This window comes from Nocardia sp. NPDC056952 (genome assembly GCF_042674185.1).
Taxonomy (GTDB): domain Bacteria; phylum Actinomycetota; class Actinomycetes; order Mycobacteriales; family Mycobacteriaceae; genus Nocardia.
Map to the genome: position 1 here is coordinate 59,979 of NZ_JBHURA010000014.1, position 20,067 is coordinate 80,045.

Annotated in this window: 22 protein-coding genes; 8 read left to right on the forward strand and 14 right to left on the reverse strand. The window is 68.5% G+C overall.

Annotated features, from left to right (window positions below; translation table 11 throughout):
• Window positions 1–132: 132 nt before the first annotated feature.
• On the reverse strand, window positions 133–1,083 hold the full coding sequence (gene dapD / locus ACFTS5_RS31440; protein ID WP_358107875.1) for a 2,3,4,5-tetrahydropyridine-2,6-dicarboxylate N-succinyltransferase: 951 nt from the start codon (window positions 1,081–1,083) through the stop codon (window positions 133–135).
• A 119-nt stretch (window positions 1,084–1,202) separates the two neighbouring features.
• Between dapD and dapE the strand changes: the two genes are divergently transcribed.
• Window positions 1,203–2,297 (forward strand): succinyl-diaminopimelate desuccinylase, encoded by a 1,095-nt coding sequence (dapE, locus tag ACFTS5_RS31445; protein ID WP_378638233.1) that lies wholly within the window; start codon window positions 1,203–1,205, stop codon window positions 2,295–2,297.
• A 4-nt stretch (window positions 2,298–2,301) separates the two neighbouring features.
• Here the strand turns inward: dapE and ACFTS5_RS31450 are convergent, their stop codons facing one another.
• Entirely contained in the window at window positions 2,302–3,114 is an 813-nt protein-coding gene (locus ACFTS5_RS31450) for a hypothetical protein (protein ID WP_378638235.1), read from the reverse strand.
• A gap of 101 nt (window positions 3,115–3,215) precedes the next feature.
• Here ACFTS5_RS31450 and ACFTS5_RS31455 point away from each other — a divergent pair, with 101 nt between their 5' ends.
• The 5 genes from ACFTS5_RS31455 to ACFTS5_RS31475 are packed head-to-tail and all read left to right on the forward strand — an operon-like array spanning window position 3,216 to window position 8,270.
• Window positions 3,216–4,016 carry a TIGR00730 family Rossman fold protein gene (locus ACFTS5_RS31455; protein WP_378638238.1) on the forward strand — a complete coding sequence of 267 codons (801 nt, stop codon included), beginning with the start codon at window positions 3,216–3,218 and terminating at the stop codon, window positions 4,014–4,016.
• Window positions 4,010–4,558, forward strand: a complete 549-nt coding sequence (locus tag ACFTS5_RS31460; protein ID WP_378638240.1) for a TIGR00730 family Rossman fold protein — start codon at window positions 4,010–4,012, stop codon at window positions 4,556–4,558. Before ACFTS5_RS31455 ends, ACFTS5_RS31460 begins: the two co-directional genes overlap by 7 nt.
• A gap of 11 nt (window positions 4,559–4,569) precedes the next feature.
• A complete protein-coding gene (locus ACFTS5_RS31465) occupies window positions 4,570–6,336 on the forward strand; it encodes a long-chain-acyl-CoA synthetase (protein WP_378638243.1) in 1,767 nt (588 codons plus the stop codon).
• A gap of 21 nt (window positions 6,337–6,357) precedes the next feature.
• Complete coding sequence (folP, locus tag ACFTS5_RS31470) at window positions 6,358–7,335, forward strand: dihydropteroate synthase (RefSeq protein WP_378638245.1); 978 nt, start codon at window positions 6,358–6,360, stop codon at window positions 7,333–7,335.
• Complete coding sequence (locus ACFTS5_RS31475; RefSeq protein ID WP_378638247.1) at window positions 7,332–8,270, forward strand: glucosyl-3-phosphoglycerate synthase; 939 nt, start codon at window positions 7,332–7,334, stop codon at window positions 8,268–8,270. Before folP ends, ACFTS5_RS31475 begins: the two co-directional genes overlap by 4 nt.
• Before the next feature lie 56 nt (window positions 8,271–8,326).
• Here ACFTS5_RS31475 and ACFTS5_RS31480 read toward each other — a convergent pair whose 3' ends face one another.
• The 9 genes from ACFTS5_RS31480 to sigE form a co-directional block, all read right to left on the reverse strand.
• Window positions 8,327–8,773, reverse strand: a complete 447-nt coding sequence (locus ACFTS5_RS31480; RefSeq protein WP_378638249.1) for a DUF6640 family protein — start codon at window positions 8,771–8,773, stop codon at window positions 8,327–8,329.
• Window position 8,774: 1 nt separating this feature from the next.
• On the reverse strand, window positions 8,775–9,368 hold the full coding sequence (locus ACFTS5_RS31485; RefSeq protein WP_378638252.1) for a TetR/AcrR family transcriptional regulator: 594 nt from the start codon (window positions 9,366–9,368) through the stop codon (window positions 8,775–8,777).
• Window positions 9,369–9,471: 103 nt separating this feature from the next.
• A complete protein-coding gene (locus tag ACFTS5_RS31490; protein ID WP_378638254.1) occupies window positions 9,472–10,551 on the reverse strand; it encodes an XdhC family protein in 1,080 nt (359 codons plus the stop codon).
• 100 nt (window positions 10,552–10,651) lie between these two features.
• Complete coding sequence (locus ACFTS5_RS31495) at window positions 10,652–11,218, reverse strand: hypothetical protein (protein ID WP_378638256.1); 567 nt, start codon at window positions 11,216–11,218, stop codon at window positions 10,652–10,654.
• Between the two features lie 116 nt (window positions 11,219–11,334).
• Complete coding sequence (locus tag ACFTS5_RS31500) at window positions 11,335–12,192, reverse strand: hypothetical protein (RefSeq protein WP_056813397.1); 858 nt, start codon at window positions 12,190–12,192, stop codon at window positions 11,335–11,337.
• Window positions 12,193–12,383: 191 nt separating this feature from the next.
• Window positions 12,384–12,803, reverse strand: coding sequence for a Sec-independent protein translocase protein TatB (gene tatB / locus ACFTS5_RS31505; RefSeq protein ID WP_378638257.1), 420 nt, complete (start codon window positions 12,801–12,803; stop codon window positions 12,384–12,386).
• A 33-nt stretch (window positions 12,804–12,836) separates the two neighbouring features.
• A complete protein-coding gene (locus tag ACFTS5_RS31510) occupies window positions 12,837–14,399 on the reverse strand; it encodes a trypsin-like peptidase domain-containing protein (protein ID WP_378638259.1) in 1,563 nt (520 codons plus the stop codon).
• 10 nt (window positions 14,400–14,409) lie between these two features.
• Complete coding sequence (locus ACFTS5_RS31515; protein ID WP_378638261.1) at window positions 14,410–14,778, reverse strand: hypothetical protein; 369 nt, start codon at window positions 14,776–14,778, stop codon at window positions 14,410–14,412.
• A gap of 59 nt (window positions 14,779–14,837) precedes the next feature.
• Window positions 14,838–15,500 carry an RNA polymerase sigma factor SigE gene (gene sigE / locus ACFTS5_RS31520; RefSeq protein ID WP_378638262.1) on the reverse strand — a complete coding sequence of 221 codons (663 nt, stop codon included), beginning with the start codon at window positions 15,498–15,500 and terminating at the stop codon, window positions 14,838–14,840.
• Window positions 15,501–15,876: 376 nt separating this feature from the next.
• Here sigE and ACFTS5_RS31525 point away from each other — a divergent pair, with 376 nt between their 5' ends.
• Window positions 15,877–16,509, forward strand: a complete 633-nt coding sequence (locus ACFTS5_RS31525; protein WP_378638264.1) for an O-methyltransferase — start codon at window positions 15,877–15,879, stop codon at window positions 16,507–16,509.
• Here ACFTS5_RS31525 and glgC read toward each other — a convergent pair.
• A complete protein-coding gene (gene glgC / locus ACFTS5_RS31530) occupies window positions 16,506–17,723 on the reverse strand; it encodes a glucose-1-phosphate adenylyltransferase (RefSeq protein WP_378638266.1) in 1,218 nt (405 codons plus the stop codon). The two genes, ACFTS5_RS31525 and glgC, sit on opposite strands and share 4 nt — an antisense overlap.
• A gap of 110 nt (window positions 17,724–17,833) precedes the next feature.
• Here glgC and glgA point away from each other — a divergent pair, with 110 nt between their 5' ends.
• Complete coding sequence (gene glgA, locus ACFTS5_RS31535; protein WP_378638438.1) at window positions 17,834–19,000, forward strand: glycogen synthase; 1,167 nt, start codon at window positions 17,834–17,836, stop codon at window positions 18,998–19,000.
• A 1-nt stretch (window position 19,001) separates the two neighbouring features.
• Here glgA and ACFTS5_RS31540 read toward each other — a convergent pair whose 3' ends face one another.
• Both ACFTS5_RS31540 and ACFTS5_RS31545 read right to left on the reverse strand, forming a co-directional pair.
• Window positions 19,002–19,832 carry a putative RNA methyltransferase gene (locus ACFTS5_RS31540; protein ID WP_378638441.1) on the reverse strand — a complete coding sequence of 277 codons (831 nt, stop codon included), beginning with the start codon at window positions 19,830–19,832 and terminating at the stop codon, window positions 19,002–19,004.
• Window positions 19,829–19,996 carry a DUF3117 domain-containing protein gene (locus ACFTS5_RS31545; RefSeq protein ID WP_011211259.1) on the reverse strand — a complete coding sequence of 56 codons (168 nt, stop codon included), beginning with the start codon at window positions 19,994–19,996 and terminating at the stop codon, window positions 19,829–19,831. The genes ACFTS5_RS31540 and ACFTS5_RS31545 overlap by 4 nt, the downstream gene beginning before the upstream one ends.
• Window positions 19,997–20,067 lie beyond the last annotated feature (71 nt).

The following is a 20,067-nucleotide window of genomic DNA, read 5'->3' on the forward strand; positions in this document are numbered from 1 at the left end:
CAGCTAAACTATGTTTTGGGTGCTAATTTGATTGTCCCACTTTGGGGTACTTCTTCATTAAACCGCAATATTTGCTTATTTGTTTGTGGTGCGGGTAATTGCCGGGCCGCGCGGCCCGGCAATTCGAGGAGATCAATCGTTGGCGTGCAATGCGGCGTTCAGTTCGACGCCGGTGCCCTTACGCGGCACGACCTCGACGGCGCCGGTGGTGGAATTGCGACGGAACAGCAGATTGTCCTGACCCGACAGGCTCGCGGCCTTGACGACGGTGCCGTCGGGTCCGGTGACCTTGGTGCCGGCGGTGACGTAGAGGCCCGCCTCGATCACGCAATCGTTGCCGAGGGAGATGCCGACGCCCGCGTTGGCGCCGAGCAGCGAACGCTCGCCGACCGAGATGACCTGGGTGCCGCCGCCGGACAGGGTGCCCATGATGGAGGCGCCGCCACCCACATCGGAGCCGTCGCCGACCACGACGCCCGCCGAGATACGGCCCTCGACCATCGAGTTGCCGAGGGTGCCCGCGTTGAAGTTGACGAAGCCCTCGTGCATGACGGTGGTACCCGCGGCGAGGTGCGCGCCGAGCCGAACCCGGTCGGCGTCGCCGATGCGTACACCGGAGGGGACCACGTAGTCGACCAGGCGGGGGAACTTGTCGACGCTGAGCACCGTCACCGGGCCGCGAGCGCGCAGCTTCAGGCGGGTCTGCTCGAAGCCGTCGACCGCGCACGGGCCGTGGTTGGTCCACACGACATTGCTGAGCAGGCCGAACTGGCCGTCGAGGTTCAGGCCGTGCGGTCGCACGAGGCGGTGCGAGAGCAGGTGCAGGCGCAGGTAGACGTCGTGCGCGTCGACCGGGGCGGCCGACAGGTCCGCGATCGTGGTGCGCACCGCGATCACCTCGACCCCACGTGCCGCGTCCACGCCGAGGAGTTCGGCGAACTCGGGCACGTCGGCGGCGTCGAGGCGCTGGGAGCCGGTCTCGGTGAATTCGCCCAGCGCGGGGCTGGGGTACCAGGTATCGAGGACGGTCCCGTCCGAGGTCACATTGGCGATACCGACTGCAGTTGCTCCCTGAATACTCACGGACGCCATTTTGCCCGTTGCGGCCGTTGCGGTGTGCCGCGGGCCCTGTGCGTTCGACCACGCGGTCTGCTTCGCCCGGATCTCCGGGATCGGAGCGCACCCGTACTACTGTCGAAGATGTGACTCTCGATTTGCGTGCCGACCCCATCAAGTTGACCGCCGCCCTCGTCGACGTGCCGAGTGTGTCGCGTGACGAGGCCAAGATCGCGGATCTGGTCGAGCAGGCGTTACGGGAGCAGACCACCGGGTTCGAGATTCTGCGGCACGGAAACGTGGTGCTGGCGCGCACGCGGCGCGGGCTGCCGACGCGGGTGATCCTGGCGGGCCATCTGGATACCGTGCCGATCGCGGACAATGTGCCGAGCCGACCGGACGAAGTCGACGGCGAAGCGGTGCTGTTCGGTTGTGGCACAGTCGATATGAAGTCCGGCGATGCGGTATTCCTGCACCTGGCCGCCACGATCGCCGATCCAGCCCATGATCTGACGCTGATCTTCTACGACGGCGAGGAGATCGCCGCGGAGTTCAACGGCCTCGGGCACATCGAGCGGGAATTGCCGGAATGGCTCGAAGGCGATGTGGCGATTCTCGGTGAGCCTTCGGCGGGTTGGATCGAGGCAGGCTGCCAGGGCACGTTGCGGGTGCGCTTGACCACCGCGGGTGTGCGCGCGCATTCGGCGCGAGCGTGGCTGGGGGAGAATGCGATTCATGGTCTGGCTCCCGTGCTGGCGCGGTTGTCGGCCTACGAGGCGCGCGAAGTCGATATCGATGGCTGCGTTTACCGCGAGGGGCTGTCGGCCGTGCGGGTCTCGGGTGGGGTCGCGGGCAATGTGGTGCCCGATGTCGCCGAGGTGGATGTGAACTTCCGTTTCGCCCCCGATCGCAGCGTCGAGCAGGCCGTCGCGCACGTCCGCGAGGTCTTCGACGGACTCGATGTCGCCTTCGAGGTCACCGATTCCTCGCCCGGCGCCCTCCCCGGCCTGACCTCCCCGGCCGCTCGCACCCTCATCGACTCCGTCAACGCCCACGGCGGTGGGGGCGTACGCGCCAAGTACGGCTGGACCGACGTCTCCCGTTTCGCCGCCCGCGGCATTCCCGCCGTCAACTTCGGCCCCGGTGATCCCAACCTGGCCCACAAGCGCGACGAGCACGTCCCGCTCAGTCAGATCACCGCCGTCACCGCGATGCTGCGGACCTACCTGTCGAAGCCCTAGCCGCTCACCAACCGCCGGCGAACAGGGCCGCCAGGCCGGGGACCGGGTCGGACGCGTTGGTGGTGTTCGCGACGGCGACGACGACCATGATCAGCGCGAGGACTGCCGAGACGGTGCCGAACACGGCGAGGACGCGGCGGGAACGCCGGTCGGCGGACCAGACGGCGGCACGCCACAGGACGGCACACGCCCCGACGAGGGAAACGGCGGTGACGGCGGCGAGCACGGCCATCGCGACGTGATAGCGAGCGAACTCGTCGATCATCACATCCAGCGGGGGTGTCCGGGTGCCGTCGGCCAGGCGCCGGCCGACCTGGGCCGCGACCGTGGTGGGATCGTCGCCCGTCAGCAGGGGCAACAGTGAGGTGAAGGGCGTCACCGCGCCCTGCACGTTCGCGAGCACCAGCACCAGCGAGCACAGCGCCAGCACCGCGGCGGCGCCACCCGACACCGCCAGCGTCACCCGCCGACCGCGTCCGGCCGCACCCGCCGCCAGGAACGCCCGCCAGAGCAGCACCGCCAGCGCGACGAGCACGGCCAGCAGCATCGCCGCGAGCACCGCTTTGGCGAGGTGATAGCGGAACCAGTAGTCGACCACCGTCGCCAGCTCGGCGGGCAAGTCCCGGGTCCCGGTCCGCCAGTACTCGGCGAAGGCCGTGCGGAACGCTCGCCGCAGATCGCTCTCGTCACGGAAGCCGGCGCCCGAACCGTTCGCCAGCAGGCGCGGCGCGACGACGAACGCGGCGATCAACGCACCGGCCAGGGCGACCAGCACCGCGAGAACGCGATTGGAACGCGCCGGAACTGCAAGCGACACAGACAATCCTTCGGCTCGATCGAGTGCGCGGGGTGGCCGTGGCCCGGCCGATCCGCCAAGTACGCGCCCGTGCCCGGAATCCAACACAGTAGGTTGGGTTCATGTCTACCGATTCCGCTGATGAACAGGTTGGGAAGGCCAAGCCGAAGTTCCGTGGGCCGGTGATGTTCCGCCGGGAGCGCAAGCCCGGCGTGCGGACCGCCGACCGGAACCTGCTCGATACGCGGCAGGACAGCGAGTGGGTGCACACCGATCCGTGGCGGGTGCTGCGGATCCAGGCCGAGTTCGTCGAGGGTTTCGGTGCGCTCGCGGAGATTCCGCGCGCGGTGACGGTGTTCGGCTCGGCGCGCACGGGTCCCGATCATCCCGAGTACGTGGCGGGCAAGGCGATCGGCACCGCGCTCAGCCAAGCCGGTTTCGCGGTGATCACCGGTGGCGGGCCCGGCGCGATGGAAGCGGCCAACCGTGGCTGCTCGGAGGCGGGCGGCTACTCGATCGGGCTCGGCATCGAGCTGCCGTTCGAGCAGGGGCTCAACAACTGGGTGGATCTGGGGATCAACTTCCGGTACTTCTTCGTCCGCAAGACGATGTTCGTGAAGTACTCCCAGGCCTTCGTCTGCCTGCCCGGTGGGTTCGGCACCCTCGACGAATTGTTCGAGGCGCTCACCCTGGTGCAGACCCGCAAGATCACCCGGTTCCCGATCATTCTGTTCGGGGTCGACTACTGGTCGGGCCTGGTCGACTGGTTGCGCAGCTCGCTGGCGGGCTCGGGCAAGATCTCGCCCGAGGATCTCGATCTGATCCAGCTCACCGACAGCGTCGACGAGGTCGTGCGGATCATCCAGGGCGAGACCGGCGACCACGCGAACATCGAACGTCTCGGCACCGAGGATCAATGGTGAGCTATTCCGTCTGTGTCTACTGCTCCGCCAGCACCACCGATCCCGACCTGATCAGCCTCGCCGCGCGAGTCGGCACCGAAATCGCCCGGCGCGGGTGGCAATTGGTCTCCGGCGGTGGTCACGTGTCGATGATGGGCGCGGTCGCGACCGCGGCGAGGGCCGGTGGTGCGCACACCATCGGCGTGATCCCGAAACACCTGGTGCACAAGGAAGTCGCCGATGTCGACGCCGACGAACTGCTCGTCACCGACACCATGCGCCAGCGCAAACAGCTGATGGAAGCGCGCGCCGACGCGTTCCTCACCCTGCCGGGCGGCATCGGGACACTCGAGGAGCTGTTCGAGACCTGGACCGGCGGCTACCTCGGCGAACACGCCAAACCTGTGGTCCTGCTGAACGCGAACGGCTTCTACGACGGCCTGTTCCGCTGGATCGACGAACTGTCCGAACGCACAATTGTGCCCAGGCAGGCGCGTGAGCGCCTCGTCGTGGCCACCGACCTGCCCACCGCGTTCGCCGCGCTCGAACCGGCCGCCCAGTAGGAGAGATCGACGTGAGCACAGACGCCCGCGACACGGTAAGCGTGTTCGACCTGGCCAAAGCCCTGCCCGCCATGGCACTCGACGCCCCCGGCATGCTGCGCAACGCGCGCGGAATGCTGGTGGGGCCCAAGGACAAAGCCTCCATCGGCCTGTACTTCCAGCGGGTCGCGCACCGCAGACCCGATCGCGTGTTCCTGCGTTTCGAGGGCCGCTCCTACACCTACCGCGCCGCCAACGGTGAGGTGAACCGTTACGCCGCGGTGCTGTCCGCGCGCGGGGTTTCCCGCGGCGATGTGGTCGGTGTGCTGATGACCAACCGGCCCGAGACCTTGTTCACGGTCCTGGCCGTGCTCAAACTCGGCGCCACGGTCGGTCTGCTCAACTACAACCAGCGTGATCAGGTCCTCGCCCACAGCATCGGGCTGCTCGGCAGCGTGCTCAACGTCGTGGGCGAGGAGTGCGCCGAGGCGCTGGAATCGCTGCCCGAGCCCGCGGCGAACGTGCTCTCCGCCGAGGAACTGGCCGAATCCGCCCGCACCGCGGCCGATTCGGATCCTGCCGTGTGCGAGCGGGTGCGGGCGGGGGAGCGGGCGTTCCTGATCTTCACCTCCGGCACCACCGGCCTGCCCAAGGCCAGCGTGATGACCCACCAGCGCTGGACCAAGAGCATGTCCGGGCTCGGCGGGCTCGGCGTCCGGTTGCGCGCCGACGACGCCCTGTACTGCTGCCTGCCGCTCTATCACAACAACGCGCTCACGGTCGCGCTGTCGGCGGTGCTCGCGGGCGAATCGACCTATGTGCTCAGCCGCAAGTTCTCGGCGTCGGGGTTCTGGGACGAGATCGCGCGCGAACGGGCCACCGCGTTCATCTACATCGGTGAGCTGTGCCGGTACCTGATCAACCAGCCGGTGCGGCCCGCCGAGAAGGGCAACCGGGTCCGGCTGGCCGTCGGCAACGGGCTGCGGCCCGAACTCTGGGACGAGTTCCGTCGCCGGTTCGGGATCAGCCGGGTGGTCGAGTTCTACGGGTCCAGCGAGGCGCCGCTGGCGTTCGTCAACGCGTTCGGCGTCGACCGGACCGCCGGGCTGTGCCCGCTGCCGTACGCGGTGGTGGAGTACGACGACGAGACCGGCCGTGCCCGGCGCGGCCGGGACGGGAAGCTGCGCCGGGTGCGGTCCGGCGGGGTGGGGCTGTTGCTGGCGAAGGTGAACAATCGTCAGCCGTTCGACGGGTACACCGACAAGAAGGCATCGGAGTCCAAGCTGGTGCGCGACGGCTTCAAGAAGGGCGACTGCTGGTTCGACACCGGCGACCTCGTCCGCGATCAGCACTTCTGGCACATCGCGTTCGTCGACCGGCTCGGCGACACCTTCCGGTGGAAGGGCGAGAACGTGGCGACCACGGAGGTCGAGGGCGCGCTCGGGCACAACGAGAGCATCGAACAGGCCGTCGTCTACGGGGTCGACATCCCCGGCACCGACGGCAAAGCGGGCATGGCCGCGATCACCCTCGCCGCCGATGCCTCGTTCGACGGGAAGGCACTGGCCGCCACCGCCTACGGGCGCCTGCCGCTGTACGCGGTCCCGCTGTACGTGCGAGTGGTCGAGGAGCTGGAACAGACCTCGACGTTCAAGAGCCGGAAGGTGGAACTGCGCAAGCAGGGCTACGCACCCGATCCGGACAGTCAGCTGTACGTGCTGTCCGGCCCGACCGATGGCTACATCCCCGCTTACGACGAATACGCGGCTGACGTTGCCGTCGGCAAAGCCCCGAGGTAGCAAGGTAACGTCTGATTTCGCATGAACATCGGTAACTCGTCGGGTACGCCCGGACCCCGACCAGAGAACGAACCGCCTGCCCGGAGCACCAGCAGTCGCGGTCCCGAGTTGTCGCCAGAAGTCTCGGGGAGCCGGAACGGGCGCACTCTGTGCGGGCGCGAGGTGGCGACGGATCGCGCGTTGGTGATGGCGATCGTGAATCGCACGCCGGACTCCTTCTACGACCGCGGGGCCACGTTCAGTGACGAGGCCGCGATGGAACGGGTCTCGCGCGCGGTCGACGAGGGCGCCGATCTGGTCGATATCGGCGGGGTGAAGGCCGGGCCGGGCGTCACCGTCGACGCGGCCGAGGAAACGCAGCGGGTGGTGCCGTTCGTCGCGGCGATCCGGGCGAAGTACCCGGACCTGTTGATCAGTGTGGATACCTGGCGTGGTGACGTCGCGCGGGCGGCCGTCGCTGTGGGTGCCGACCTGATCAACGACACCTGGGCCGGCGCCGACCCCGATCTCGTGCACGTCGCCGCCGACACCGGCGCGGGCATCGTCTGCAGTCACACCGGTGGCGCCGTGCCGCGCACCCGGCCGCACCGTGTCCGGTACGCCGATGTGGTGGCCGAGGTGACCGCGACCGTGGTGGCCGCGGCCGAGAACGCCGCGGCCGCGGGGGTGCGAGCCGATGGCATCGTGATCGATCCCACCCATGATTTCGGGAAAAACACCTATCACGGGCTCGAGTTGTTGCGCGGAATCGACGGTCTTGTAAAAACCGGATGGCCAGTCCTGATGGCACTGAGCAACAAGGATTTTATCGGGGAGACTCTAGGAGTAGGTCTTACCGAAAGGGTCGAGGGCACACTGGCGGCAACCGCGTGGTCGGCCGCCGCGGGCGCTCGGATCTTCCGGGTTCACGAAGTCGCCGAAACCCGGCGGGTCGTGGACATGATCGCCGCGATCCAGGGCATCCGGCCCCCCGCACGAACTCTGCGAGGTCTGGCATGAAAATCCAACACCGCGAGCCCGCCTGGGCCACTACCCACACATGGGACACCCCTGATTGGACGGTCGGCGAACTCGTCGCCGCCAAGGAGGGCCGCACCGTTTCGGTGGTGCTGCCCGCGCTGAACGAACAGGACACCGTCGCCGATGTCGTGGCCAGCATCCGGCCGCTGCTCGGCACGCTGGTCGACGAACTGATCGTGCTGGACTCCGGGTCCACCGACGCCACCGCCGAACGCGCACGCGCGGCGGGCGCCGAGGTGATCTCGCGCGAGGAGGCCGTTCCCGAACTCGACCCGGTCCCCGGCAAGGGGGAGGTGCTGTGGCGGTCGCTGGCGGCCACCACCGGCGACCTGATCGCCTTCGTCGACTCCGACCTGATCGATCCCGACCCAGCCTTCGTGCCCAAGCTCCTCGGCCCGCTGCTGATGATGCAGGGCACCCACCTGTCCAAGGCCTACTACCGCCGCCCGTTACGCCAGGGCGAGTCGGTGGACGCCAACGGCGGCGGCCGCGTCACCGAACTCGTCGCCCGACCCCTGCTGGCCGCCCTTCGCCCCGAACTGGCGCAGGTCCTCCAGCCGCTGGGCGGCGAATACGCGGGCACCCGGGAACTCCTCACCTCGGTGCCCTTCGCCCCCGGCTACGGCGTCGAGATCGGTCTGCTCCTCGACACCTACGACGCGATGGGTCTCGACGCCATCACCCAGGTGAACCTCGGCGTCCGCACCCACCGCAACCGCCCCCTCGCCGACCTGGGCGTCATGAGCCGCCAGATCCTCGGCACCGCCCTGCGCCGCAGCGGCGTCCCCGACTCCGGCGCCCCCCTCACCCAGTTCCCGTTGATCGAGGGTGAATTCATCGCCCACACCACCACGGTCTCCCTCGAAGACCGCCCCCCGATGAAAACCCTTCGCCCCGAACAAGTCGCGGCGTAGTCGTTCACCTCGGGCGTCGCCTCGGTCGGTGGACCGGGTGCGGCGCCCGAGGTGTGTCAGTCCCGATGACGCGCGCTGAGTGTGACGGCGACGGCCAGCAGTGCCAGCAGGATCACCGCCAGCAACACCTGCGGGTGCAGGCCGACGATCGTGGTGGCGGCGAACTCCGGATCGTGAACGGCGGTGCCGGGAAACAGCATTGCCGCCAGTAGGCCGAGCCACGGCGTGGCCAGGATCGCGCAGGCCGTCCACAAGCGCGTCCGGGTGGCACCGTCGCGCCGGAGCAGCAGGGTCAACGCGAGCCCGCCGAGCAGGATCGACATGGCGATGTACTGGGCATCGTGGAATTTCGCGTGCGGCGGCCACGCGTCGTTGCGCAGGTGCTGTGCGGCTCCCGCCGGAATGATGAAATCCGCCAGCAGAGCACCGAATACGGTGATGACCGCGACGAGCACGACGAGAACACGCGGGGCGGAGAGGTTTCTGGAGACGACGGTCGTCATGTCACGAGCTTCCTTGCTGACGTGGGTGTTTCGAGGAGTGGGTGCGCAGGAAGTCGTCGAGGACATCGCGCACATAGTCGAGGTCGAAAGTCCGGTTGGCGACCAGGCGACGGAAGAACAGCGGACCGTGCAGCTGATCGAGCGCGAGGTCGACATCGAGTTCGGCAGGCAGGTCCCCGCGGGCGACGGCCTCGGTCAAGGTCGTGCGCGCCGCCCGGGTTCCCGACCGGTACAGCGCCTCCTTGACCTCCGCGAATCTCGGTTCGACAGCGGCCCTTTCGATCATCACCCGAATGCCCTGCTCGGTGGCCGGTTCGTGCAGCATCGCGTGAGTGGCCGTCAGTTCGGTCAGCAGATCAACGCGCAGATCCCCGGTCGGCTCCGGCTGCGCGAGGGTGATGTGCCGGGTGAGGGTGTCGCGAACCAGATCGGTCGGCTCCGGCCAGAGCCGGTACAGGGTGGCCCGGCTGATCCCGCTGCGCGCCGCGACGGCGCCGTGCGTGAGCCCGGCCAATCCCTGCTCGATCAACAGTTCGCGAGCCGAGGCGAGCGCGGCATCACGACTGCGCACCGTTCGTGGATCGGGTGGTCGCACCGCACTCCTTCTCGGACAATCTGTTTCAGAACTTCGAAACAAACTGTATCGAAATTGTCCGCGGATGAACAGGTGCCGGGTTGTTCGTATCGTCGAGGCGCCTCTAGTCCGGCCGGCGGTGGATGGGGCCGTCGAGGTTCGCCAGGGGTTGGGCCGTGGTGTTTCCCCGGTCTGCGAGGACTTGGGCGAGGATGGAGACGGCGGTTTCTTCGGGCGTGTCGGCGGCCAGGTCGAGGCCGAGCGGGCTGCGGATGCGGGCGGTTTCGGCGGCGGTGAGGCCGGTATCGCGCAGGCGGACAGTGCGTTCGGCGTGCGCCCGGCGGGAGCCGAGTGCGCCGATGAATCCGACGTCCGGCAGGCGCAGGGCCGAAGCCAGCAGGGGAACGTCGAATTTCGGGTCGTGGGTGAGAACGCAGACGACCGTGCGGTCGTCGATGCGGCCCGCCTCCTGTTCCGCTTCGAGGTAGCGATGCGGCCAGTCGACGATCACCTCGTCGGCTGCCGGGAAACGGGTTGGGGTGGTGAAGGTCTCGCGGGCATCGACGACCGTGACGTGGTAACCGAGGTTCGTCGCGGCGACGGTCAGTGCTCGGGTGTAGTCGTTGGCGCCGGCCAGGATCATCCGGGCGGGCGAGCGGAAGACCTGCACGAAGGTGCGGGGGCGGTCGGCTTGGGCCGGGGTGCAGTCCTGGGCGCCGACGAGGCCGTTGTGGCCCGCGGTGAGCAGGGCGGCGGCGTCGTGATCGAGGCCGCGCCATGGCGGGGAATCGCCGGGGTACAGGAGTTTTCGATCGGGGGCCGACTCGAGGGGCGTGGCGTACGCGACCGGGCGGTGCGCGTCGAGCGCGGCGTGGAGCGCGCGCAGGGTGGGCAGATCGGTGCGATCGAGGCGTTCGACGAAGACTTCGATCTCGCCACCGCACGGCAGGCCGACGGTGAGTTCGTCGGCGGCGGCGAAACGCTCGAGAGTGGCGTGGCCGTCGAGGAGAACCTGGTGGGCAGCGGTGAGTACCGCCGATTCGACGCAGCCGCCGGACAGCGAGCCGAGGACCCGTCCGTCCGCGGTGACCACCATCGCGGCCCCGGTTTCGCGCGGCCCGGCACCGGTCCGGTCGACGATCCTGGCCAGCGCGAGGGCCTGATCGGGGAGCAATTCGAGCACCTGCCCGAGCAGATCACGCATCGCGCACCGGCCTCTCCACGATCACCGTCCGGGCGTTGTGACCGTGCTGACCAGCCTAGCTATCTCCGGGCATGCTCGCGCGGCGAGCGGCCGGGAGTCGTCAGTCGAGGATCTCGCGCTGCTGGAGCCCGGCCGGCACGGCACCGGTGTGGAAGAAGTCGCGGAAGATCGCCACCGCGTTGTCGGCGGTGAACACCTCTTCCGGGTAGACGTAGGTGTCCTCGTCGCCGTGCGGGAGGTAAACGGTCGGCAGGCCGAGCCGTCCGCCGGGTAGGCCGAGGGTGAAGCGCCGGGTGACGTGATCGACCGTGCTGCGCAGCTGCAGCGTCATCGCGTCCGCCGAGCCGGCGCAGCCGAGCGCGAGATCGCCGCGCGCCGAACTCACCGAGGTGGTGACCTCGGTGGCGGGCACCGGTTCGGGCAGCACGGTCAGATCGAGCGCGTAACGCTGATGGCCGTCCATCCGGCGCAGGGGGCGCAAAAAGCTGTCCACGTCCTCGTGCGGGCCGATGAAGACCTTCAGGCGGTCGCTGTAGGTGACGCGATGGGTGGTGACGATGACGTCGCCGCTGGCCGGCCCCGCGTCGAAGGGCGGAACGGGCCTTGGGTGACCACTCGCGTGCACGGGCAGAACCCGGCATGCGCTGGCCTCAGGAGACGAGAACATCTGATGCTCACCTACTCACACTCGGTTACTCGCTAGCAATCTAACCATCGCGGGCGACTTGTGATCCATAACAGTACAGTGATGCAGATCACCAAGCACGGCGAGTTTAGATCAGCCTACGGACGAACCCGGGTCGTAGCCAACTTTGGGTCTGTTTCATGGCGGTATACCGGGGTGAGGAGATCTGCATCAACCGGTTCGCCGGTCGCGCGGTCGTACCGGACTGCGATGAGAACCGAGAACAGATGGCTGCTCGCGCGCTCGTGCAGGGTCGCCAACCGGGTTGCCAGCAATCGGATCGCACCCAGCGAGCCGGGCGGATGCAGCCCGTCGATCAGCATGATGCTGCCGCGGCGGTCGGGCCGGGGCAGCCGGGCGAGGTAGGCGATGTCGTGGGGTTCGGTGCCGCCCGGCCGGTACACGCGGCGTGCGGCCCTGTCCTCGATGCCACGCCGGGTATCGCCCGCGCGGGTGACGGTGCGGCGCAGGCGTGGATCGGCCACCACCAGCTGACGCAGGCTCGGCGAGAGCTCGGGCCCGCCGAGAATCACCAGCCCGTCGCGATTGAGGTCGATCGGCCTGCCCGGCATGAACGTCTCGACGTTCGCGGCGAAGCCGAGCTGCCGCAAGAGCTCGGCCAGGCGTTGGGCGGCTTGTGGGTCGGGTGCGCCGAGTAGCCTGCCGGAGCGGACCTCGGGGGCGAGCACGGTCAGCGTGCCGTGCCCGAAGAACAGTCCCTCGGGCACGGGGCCCTGGGTGCTCACCTGGTGGATGCGCGCACGCGACAATCCGGCGGCGGCACCGATCCGCGCGAACGTCCAGCCGTCGGCATGGAGTTCCCGGATCACGGCTCGCCGGATCCTCGTTAGTTCGTTGATGGTCTGCTGGGCAGCCGCCACCCCGTCGGTGGCTGCTTTGAGTCTCTCGACCTTGTCTTCGATCGCGAAAACTCGTGCCACGTCATCGGCCGACATGTGCGAAGTCTAGACAGCTCGACAGCGTTGTGTGTCTATAACGGTTGACATCGAACTGTCTTGCGAGACAACGGTCTCGGGCGCGGATTGTCGGCAAATCACAGACGGGCGAGGTCGCCGCCGCAGTGTTCGGACGGCGCGACCTCGTAGCAAATGCCGACCGTGCGGTGTGTTTGCTGGTCCGGAGCGTGCTAGGTCGCGTCGTAGTCGACCGGGGGGCGCTCGTTGCGCTCCAGCGACTTCGGCGGCTCGGGCTTCGCCGGGGTGCCGGGCATGCCGCTGCTGGTGCCGAACAGTTGCTGCTTGTCGGGCACCGCGCTCTCCAGATCGCGCAGCACCGAGTCGTCACCGCCCAGCAGGTGCTTGGTGACCACGGCCCGCGGACTCATCCCGCGCAACTCGTTCAGCTCCGCCAGCGGCTTGCGCAGGTCGTCGAACTCCGGCCCGAGTTCCTGCTTCAACTGAGAAGTGGCGCCGCTGGCGTAGTCGCGCGCCTGGCGCAGCGCGCCCGTGGTCCAGCGGACGGCACCGGGCAGTCGCTCCGGGCCGAGGATCACGAGGGCGGCGACGAGCAGAATCATCATCTCGCTCCACCCGATGTTGCTGAACACGGATCCAGGCTACCCGTCGCGCGGCGTCGAAGCTCAGTCGGATTCGAGGGTGACCGGCACGTCCACCTGTCTGCCATCACGGATCAACTGCACGTTCACCCTGTCGCCGATCTTGTGCTGCTGCACGGCGACCACCAGTTCGTCGGGCCCGGTGACCTCGCGGTCGCCGATCCGCACGACCACGTCGCCCTCGACGATGCCCGCCTTGTCGGCGGGGCTGCCCGGCGTCACATCGGCGACGGCGGCACCGCTCATCACCTCGTTGGCGACGGTCTTGGTGCGCGCGCTCAGACCGATCACCGGGTGGTGCATCTGACCGTCGCGGATCAGGGTCTGGGTGACGGTGGTCATCACATCGACGGGGATGGCGAAGCCGAGGCCCACCGAACCGCCGGTCTCGCTGCGGATGGCGGTGTTGATGCCCACCACGCGGCCCTGCATGTCGACCAGCGCGCCACCGGAGTTACCCGGGTTGATGGCGGCGTCGGTCTGGACGGCGTCGATCACCGCGTTGGTGTCGCTGCCTTCGCCCGCGAGCTTCACAGGACGGTGGAGGGCGCTGACGATTCCGGAAGTGACGGTCTTGCTCAGGCCGAGCGGCGAACCGACCGCCAGCACGTCGTCGCCGACCTGCACGTCGGCGGACTTGCCTAGATTGGCCACGGTCAGGTTCTTGGCCTCGACCTTGAGCACGGCGAGGTCGGTCTTCGGGTCGCGGCCGACGATCTGCGCAGGCACCCGGGTGCCGTCGGAGAACTGCACCTGGATGGCGGCCCGGTTGGACTTGTCGGTCGCGGCCATCGAGATCACGTGATTGTTCGTGACGACATACCCGCCGCCGTCGATCACCACGCCGGAGCCGGTCGCGCCGTTGTCGCCGACGGTGACCCGGATCGACACCACCGAGGGCAGAACGGCATTGGCGACGGCGGCGATCTGACTGTGCGGAGTCTCGACACCCGCGCTCTGATCGAGGGTCACCTTGCGTGAGGTGAGCGTGGACGCGGTCTCCGCGGTGACCCGGCCGACGAGCCCGCCGATCACGGCGATGCCGAGCGCCAGCGCGGCCAAGATCGCCAACGCCTTGGGCGCCACCCGCGAACCGAACAGCACCTCGCGCGCGCTCAGCTTGTCCGCGACAGGCAGCCGGGCGGGCGGGGGAGTGTCGACGGCGGGCGAACCGAGCCTGGCCGCCGCGTCGGGGTCACGCCACGGATCCACCGGACCCGCGATGACGGTCTTCGGCTCGTCGGCGCCGGGCTCGCGCTGCAGCAGCTCCGAGGAGCCCTCGGGCCGGGCGAACGCCTCGGCGAGCACGCCGTCCGGCGGGCGCTGGACGAGTCCGTCGTCGGCACCCTTGCCGGCCGCGCGCTGGGGGTCGTGCGGTGCGAACGAACCGGCTTGGCCGTTCGGGCGGCGGAACGCGCGCGCGGTGTGGCTGTCGATGTGCGGCCGGTAGACCGGGCGCGGGCCGAGGCTCGGCGCGTCGGAAGGGCGCAGAGTGCCCCGCGCGTCCTTACGTGCGTCCGTCCTGGGTGATTCAGCCCCCGAATCCGAGTGGTCGGCCGATCCGGAATTCGTCGATTCGCCTGTCACGTCGCAGACTCTACTTGCGCCGCCACGTTGTCCACCGGGTCGCGGTGAAGGAATCTGTGATGAATCCGAGAAATGCCTCGTTACGGCGTTGCGGTTCGGGTGCGTTGCCGGGGAGGTCGGCCAGCGGGATGCGCGAGAGGCTGTCGTGCAGGCTGCGCGGAATCGCCACCTCGGCGGCGCGGCGCAGCGCGATCCGCGCCTGCTGCTGGGCATCGACCTCGGCCGCGCATTCGGTGCAGACCGAAAGATGCTGGGCGGCACGCAGATACGCGTTCATCCGTAGTTCGCCGTCGACGAAGGCCGCGACAGCCTCACTGGCCAAGTGCTCGGTGGGCTGAAAGCGCGGTGGGCGACCTGCGGCACTGGGGTCCACACTCATGCGGATTTCTTCCTTCCGACCGACATCACCTGAGCCACCGGGTGACGTCGGAACACCCGTCACACCGATGGGGCTTCAGCGGAGTACCGCTGCTCACTTCCATTATGCGCAAGGTACTCGCGCAGTGCCTGACGCCCGCGATGGATCCGGCTGCGCACGGTTCCGAGCTTCACCCCGAGCGTGGCGCCGATCTCCTCGTAGGACAGACCCTCGATGTCACACAGGACCACGGCGGCACGGAACTCCGGCGCCAGCGAATCGAGTGCTTTCTGCAGGTCCGGGTCGAGACGGGAGTCGTGGTAGGCGTCCTCGGGGGTCGGCCCTTCGGCGGGCACCCGGTCGTAGTCCTCGGGCAGCGCTTCCATCCGGATGCGGTTGCGGCGGCGGACCATGTCGAGGAACAGGTTGGTGGTGATGCGGTGCAGCCAGCCCTCGAAGGTGCCGGGCTGGTAGTTCTGCAGCGAGCGGAACACCCGGATGAAGGTGTCCTGCGTGAGGTCCTCGGCGTCCTGGGCATCGCCGGAGAGGCGGTAGGCCAGGCGGTAGACCCGGTCGGCGTGTTCGCGGACGAGTTCGTCCCAGGACGGCATGGCGGCGCGATCGCCGGTCGCGTCGAAAGCGGCGGTGCCGGTGAGTTCGGCGTCGAGTTCTTCGGCTTCTGCCGCGATGAGATCAGCGGGCAGAGTCTGGTCGGTGGCGTCTTGACGCGCCGTGTCTACCATCGGGATGGGACACCTCCTACTCGGGACCGCTGGCACGAAACCTCGCTGGTCCGGGTCAGCGAACCTTGCTTACCGACAATCAACCAGCAACTGTGTGCGGTTGTTCCCGAGCCTCGTGCCCGCCGCGATCGGCTGGCCTTGCGTAGGGCAACTATTTCCTGCCCTGATATGGGTCAGGTGTGGAGATCCTGAGTGTGACCTGAGAATTCTGGTCGGACTCGAGCCTAGTCCCGCCGGCAACGGAGAACCAGCAGTTCGGGGACTGTTGTGACCGATCCGCAAACCTCCGGCAATTGTTCGGGTTCGGTGCGACACAGTGCCGGATCCGTCCCTTTGCTGAATACACATACCCCTCCGGTGGCTTAGCCTCATAGCTGTGGCATCGAACGTGGAGCGGAACCTGGCCTATGTGGAGGAGTCCGTCGTCGAGGACGAGGTCCTTCTCGAAGCGCGTGAGCGGGCCACCGAATTGGGTGCCGCGCCGGTGCCCGCGGCGGTCGGCGCGCTGCTGAGCATGTACGCGCAGATGCTGGGTGCGCGCTCGGTGGTAGAGGTCGGTACCGGGGCGGGCGTCAGCGGGCTGTGGCTGCTCGACGGGATGCGGGAGGACGGGACCCTGACGACGATCGACTCCGAGCCCGAGCATCAGCGCGCGGCCAAGGAGGCGTTCCGGACCGCCGAGATCACCCCGTCGCGCACGCGCCTGATCAACGGGCGCGCGCTGGACGTGCTGCCCCGGCTGGCCGACGGCTCCTACGACCTGGTCTTCATCGACGCGGCGCCGATGGAACACCCCCACTACGTCGAACAGGGCGTGCGGCTGCTGCGTGCGGGTGGCGCGTTCATCCTCAACAACGCGCTACTCGGCGGGCGGGTGCCCGATCAGGAACAGCGTGACCCGGCGACGCAGGCCGTGCGCGCGGCCACCAGGGCGATCGCCGAGAACCCCGAGCTCACCAGCGTGCTGATCCCGATCGGTGACGGTCTGCTCTGCGCCTCGCGGGGCTAACCGACCCAGATCCCCTTGCCGACGGTGACCACACCGCCGTTGCTGACGGCGAAACGCTCGCGGTCGCGGTCGAGATCGAGGCCGATGATCTCGCCCTCGCCGACCACCACGTTCTTGTCCAGGATCGCGTGGCGCACCACCGCGCCACGCCCGATCCGCACACCGGGCATCAACACACTGCCCTCGACCGTCGCGCCGTCCTCGATCACCACGTTCGAGCTCAGCACCGAATTGCGGACCGTGGCCGCCGACAGGATCGAGCCTGCCCCGACGATCGATTCCTGGGCGAGCCCGCCCTGCGCGAACTTCGCCGGCGGCAGGTTCTCCGCCGCGCCGCGAATCGGCCAGTGCTTGTTGTAGAGGTTGAAGACGGGGTGCACCGAGACCAGGTCCATGTGCGCCTCGTAGAAGGCGTCGATGGTGCCGACGTCGCGCCAGTAGCCGCGGTCGCGTTCGGTGGCGCCGGGGACGTCGTTGTCGGCGAAGTCGTAGACGGCTGCCTTGCCGTCGGCGACCAGCTTCGGGATGATGTCGCCGCCCATATCGTGGTCGGAATCGGAGTTCGCGGCGTCGGCGCGGATGGCGTCGACCAGCACGCGGGTGGTGAACACGTAGTTGCCCATCGAGGCGAACGTCACGTTCGGGTCGTCGGGGGTACCCGGCGGGTGCGCGGGCTTCTCCAGGAACTGGGTGATCTTGCCGGACTCGTCGGAGTCGATGCAGCCGAACGCACTGGCCTCGGCCCTCGGCACCCGGATCCCCGCGACGGTGACACCGGCGCCCGAGGCGATATGGCTGGCCACCATCTGTTCCGGATCCATCCGGTACACGTGGTCGGCGCCGAACACCACGATGTAGTCGGGATCCTCGTCGTAGATCAGGTTGAGCGACTGCATGATCGCGTCGGCGCTGCCGGTGTACCAGCGCGGCCCGAGACGCTGCTGGGCGGGCACCGGGGTGATGTACTCACCGGTGAAGCCGGACAGCCGCCAGGTCTGGGAGATGTGGCGATCGAGCGAGTGCGACTTGTACTGGGTGAGCACGCACAGACGCAGGTATCCCGCGTTCACGAGGTTGCTCAACACGAAGTCGATGAGCCGGTAGGCGCCACCGAACGGAACCGCCGGCTTGGCGCGGTCGGCCGTGAGTGGAAACAGTCGTTTGCCCTCGCCACCGGCGAGCACGATCCCGAGTACGTGCGGCTGGCTCCTCACCCTGCTCAAAGTACAGGGCCAGCGAGGTTACGGTGGCCCATGTCGACCCGAGGGTCTAATTTGGACCGGTGAGTGATGGCACCGACAGCGAGCAGACTCCAGCGCAACCGCTGCGGGTGGCGATGCTGACCCGGGAGTATCCCCCCGAGGTGTACGGCGGTGCGGGAGTACATGTCACCGAACTCACTTCCCGATTGCGTGAGCTCTGTGACGTCACCGTGCACTGCATGGGCGCGCCGCGCGCCGGTGCGGTGGTGCATCGCCCCGACCCCGAGCTGTACGCCGCCAACGCCGCGTTGCAGATGATGTCGGCGCAGCTGCGGATGGCCGACGCGGCGGGCGGCGTGGACGTGGTGCATTCGCACACCTGGTACGCGGGCCTGGCCGGTCATCTCGCCGCCATGCTGTACGGGATCCCCCATGTGCTCACCGCGCATTCGCTGGAACCGCGCAGGCCGTGGAAGGCCGAGCAGCTCGGTGGCGGGTACCGGCTGTCGTCGTGGTCGGAACGCAACGCGATGGAGAACGCCGACGCGGTGATCGCGGTCAGCGAAGGCATGCGCCACGATGTGCTCGACGCCTATCCCGCGATCGACCCCGATCGAGTCCATGTGGTGCACAACGGTATCGACGCGAGCGTGTGGCACCCGGGCCCGCCCGCCGCCGACGAGGCGCCGGTGCTCGAGCGGCTCGGCGTGCGCGCCGACCTGCCGATCGTGTCTTTCGTCGGGCGGATCACCCGGCAGAAGGGCGTCGGGCACCTGCTCGCCGCGGCCGCCTCGTTCGCCCCGGACATCCAGGTGGTGCTGTGCGCGGGTGCGGCCGATACCAAGGAACTCGAGGTGGAGGTCGCCGCCGCCGTCGACGGATTGCAGCGGCAGCGCGGCAACGTCTTCTGGGTGAAGGAGATGCTCCCCGCCGAGCAGGTCCGCCAGATCCTGTCCGCTTCGTCGGTCTTCGTGTGCCCGTCGGTGTACGAACCGCTGGGCATCGTGAATCTGGAGGCGATGGCGTGCGCGACCGCCGTCGTGGCCTCGGACGTCGGCGGGATTCCGGAGGTGGTCGACGACGGGGTCACCGGGCGTCTGGTGCACTACGACCCCGAGGCGACCGGGGAATACGAGCGCGGGCTCGCCGCCGCGGTGAACGAGGTCGCGGGGGATCCGGCCTTGGCCGTGCGCTACGGCGAGGCCGGGCGGGCGAGGGCGATCGCGGAGTTCGACTGGGCGCGGATCGCCGAGCACACGCTCGACGTGTACCGGAGTGTGTTGCGCTAGGTCAGCGGTTCGGCAGATAGGTCGACACGGTGACCGACGCCGTCACCTCGGTGACGTCCGGCAGTGCCGCGATGCGTGGATCGTCGGCGGATGTGCGGTGGAAGGCCGACGGGCCCATCGCGACGACATGGGTGACATCGGTGCGAGACAGCTTCATCGGGAACTCGACGAGGGTGTGCTCGGCACGGGCGAACGCGCCCGCGAGCGAGTCGGCCAGGCGCCGGTCCTTGTCCGGGTCGACGCCCACCATGCCGAGGGGGCCGATCAGCTCGCCCAGATGACGCGTCGTGGGAGCGACGACGACGAAGCGTCCGCCGGGCGCGAGGACGCGGGCGACCTCGGCGGGGTTGCGCGGGGCGAACACTGAGAGCACGCCGGTGACGGCATCGTCGCGCAGTGGCAGGCCGCGCCAGGCGTCAGCGAGTACGGAGGCCGCGCGAAGGTGCGCGCGGGCGGCTCGACGGGCGGCGGGCTTGGCCACATCCAAGGCGATGCCGAGCGCATCGGAGTGCGCGTCGAGCACGTCGGCGAGGTAGTAGCCCGTGCCCGCCCCGATTTCGAGCACCGTCGCGACGGTGTCGAAGGCACGAGTGATCGCCGCGGCGATCGGGGCGAAATGACCCGCACCCTGGAAAGCGGCGCGGGCGTCGAGCATGTCGGCGGTGTCGCCGGTCATTTTCGTCGATGCGCCGGTCAGCAGTCCGACATAGCCCTGGCGGGCGATGTCGAAGCTGTGACCGGTGCCGCATCGCAGCGCACGATCGTGCGGTTGCAGCTCGTCGCCGCACTCCGGGCAGGCCAGAAGTGCGGCGACCTCGGTCAGCGCATTCAGCTGGTGACGCTCTTCAGTTCGTCACCGAGCGCCGCAGCCTCGTCCGGTGTGAGTTCGACGACCAGACGCCCGCCACCCTCGAGTGGAACCCGCATGACGATTCCACGACCTTCCTTGGTTGCTTCGAGGGGACCGTCCCCGGTACGGGGCTTCATGGCCGCCATCCTCTGCTCCCTCCAGATCTGCGCGGTGGTTCTGCGCACTGTTTTCTCGTCTGCCGGTTGTCGCCAACCAG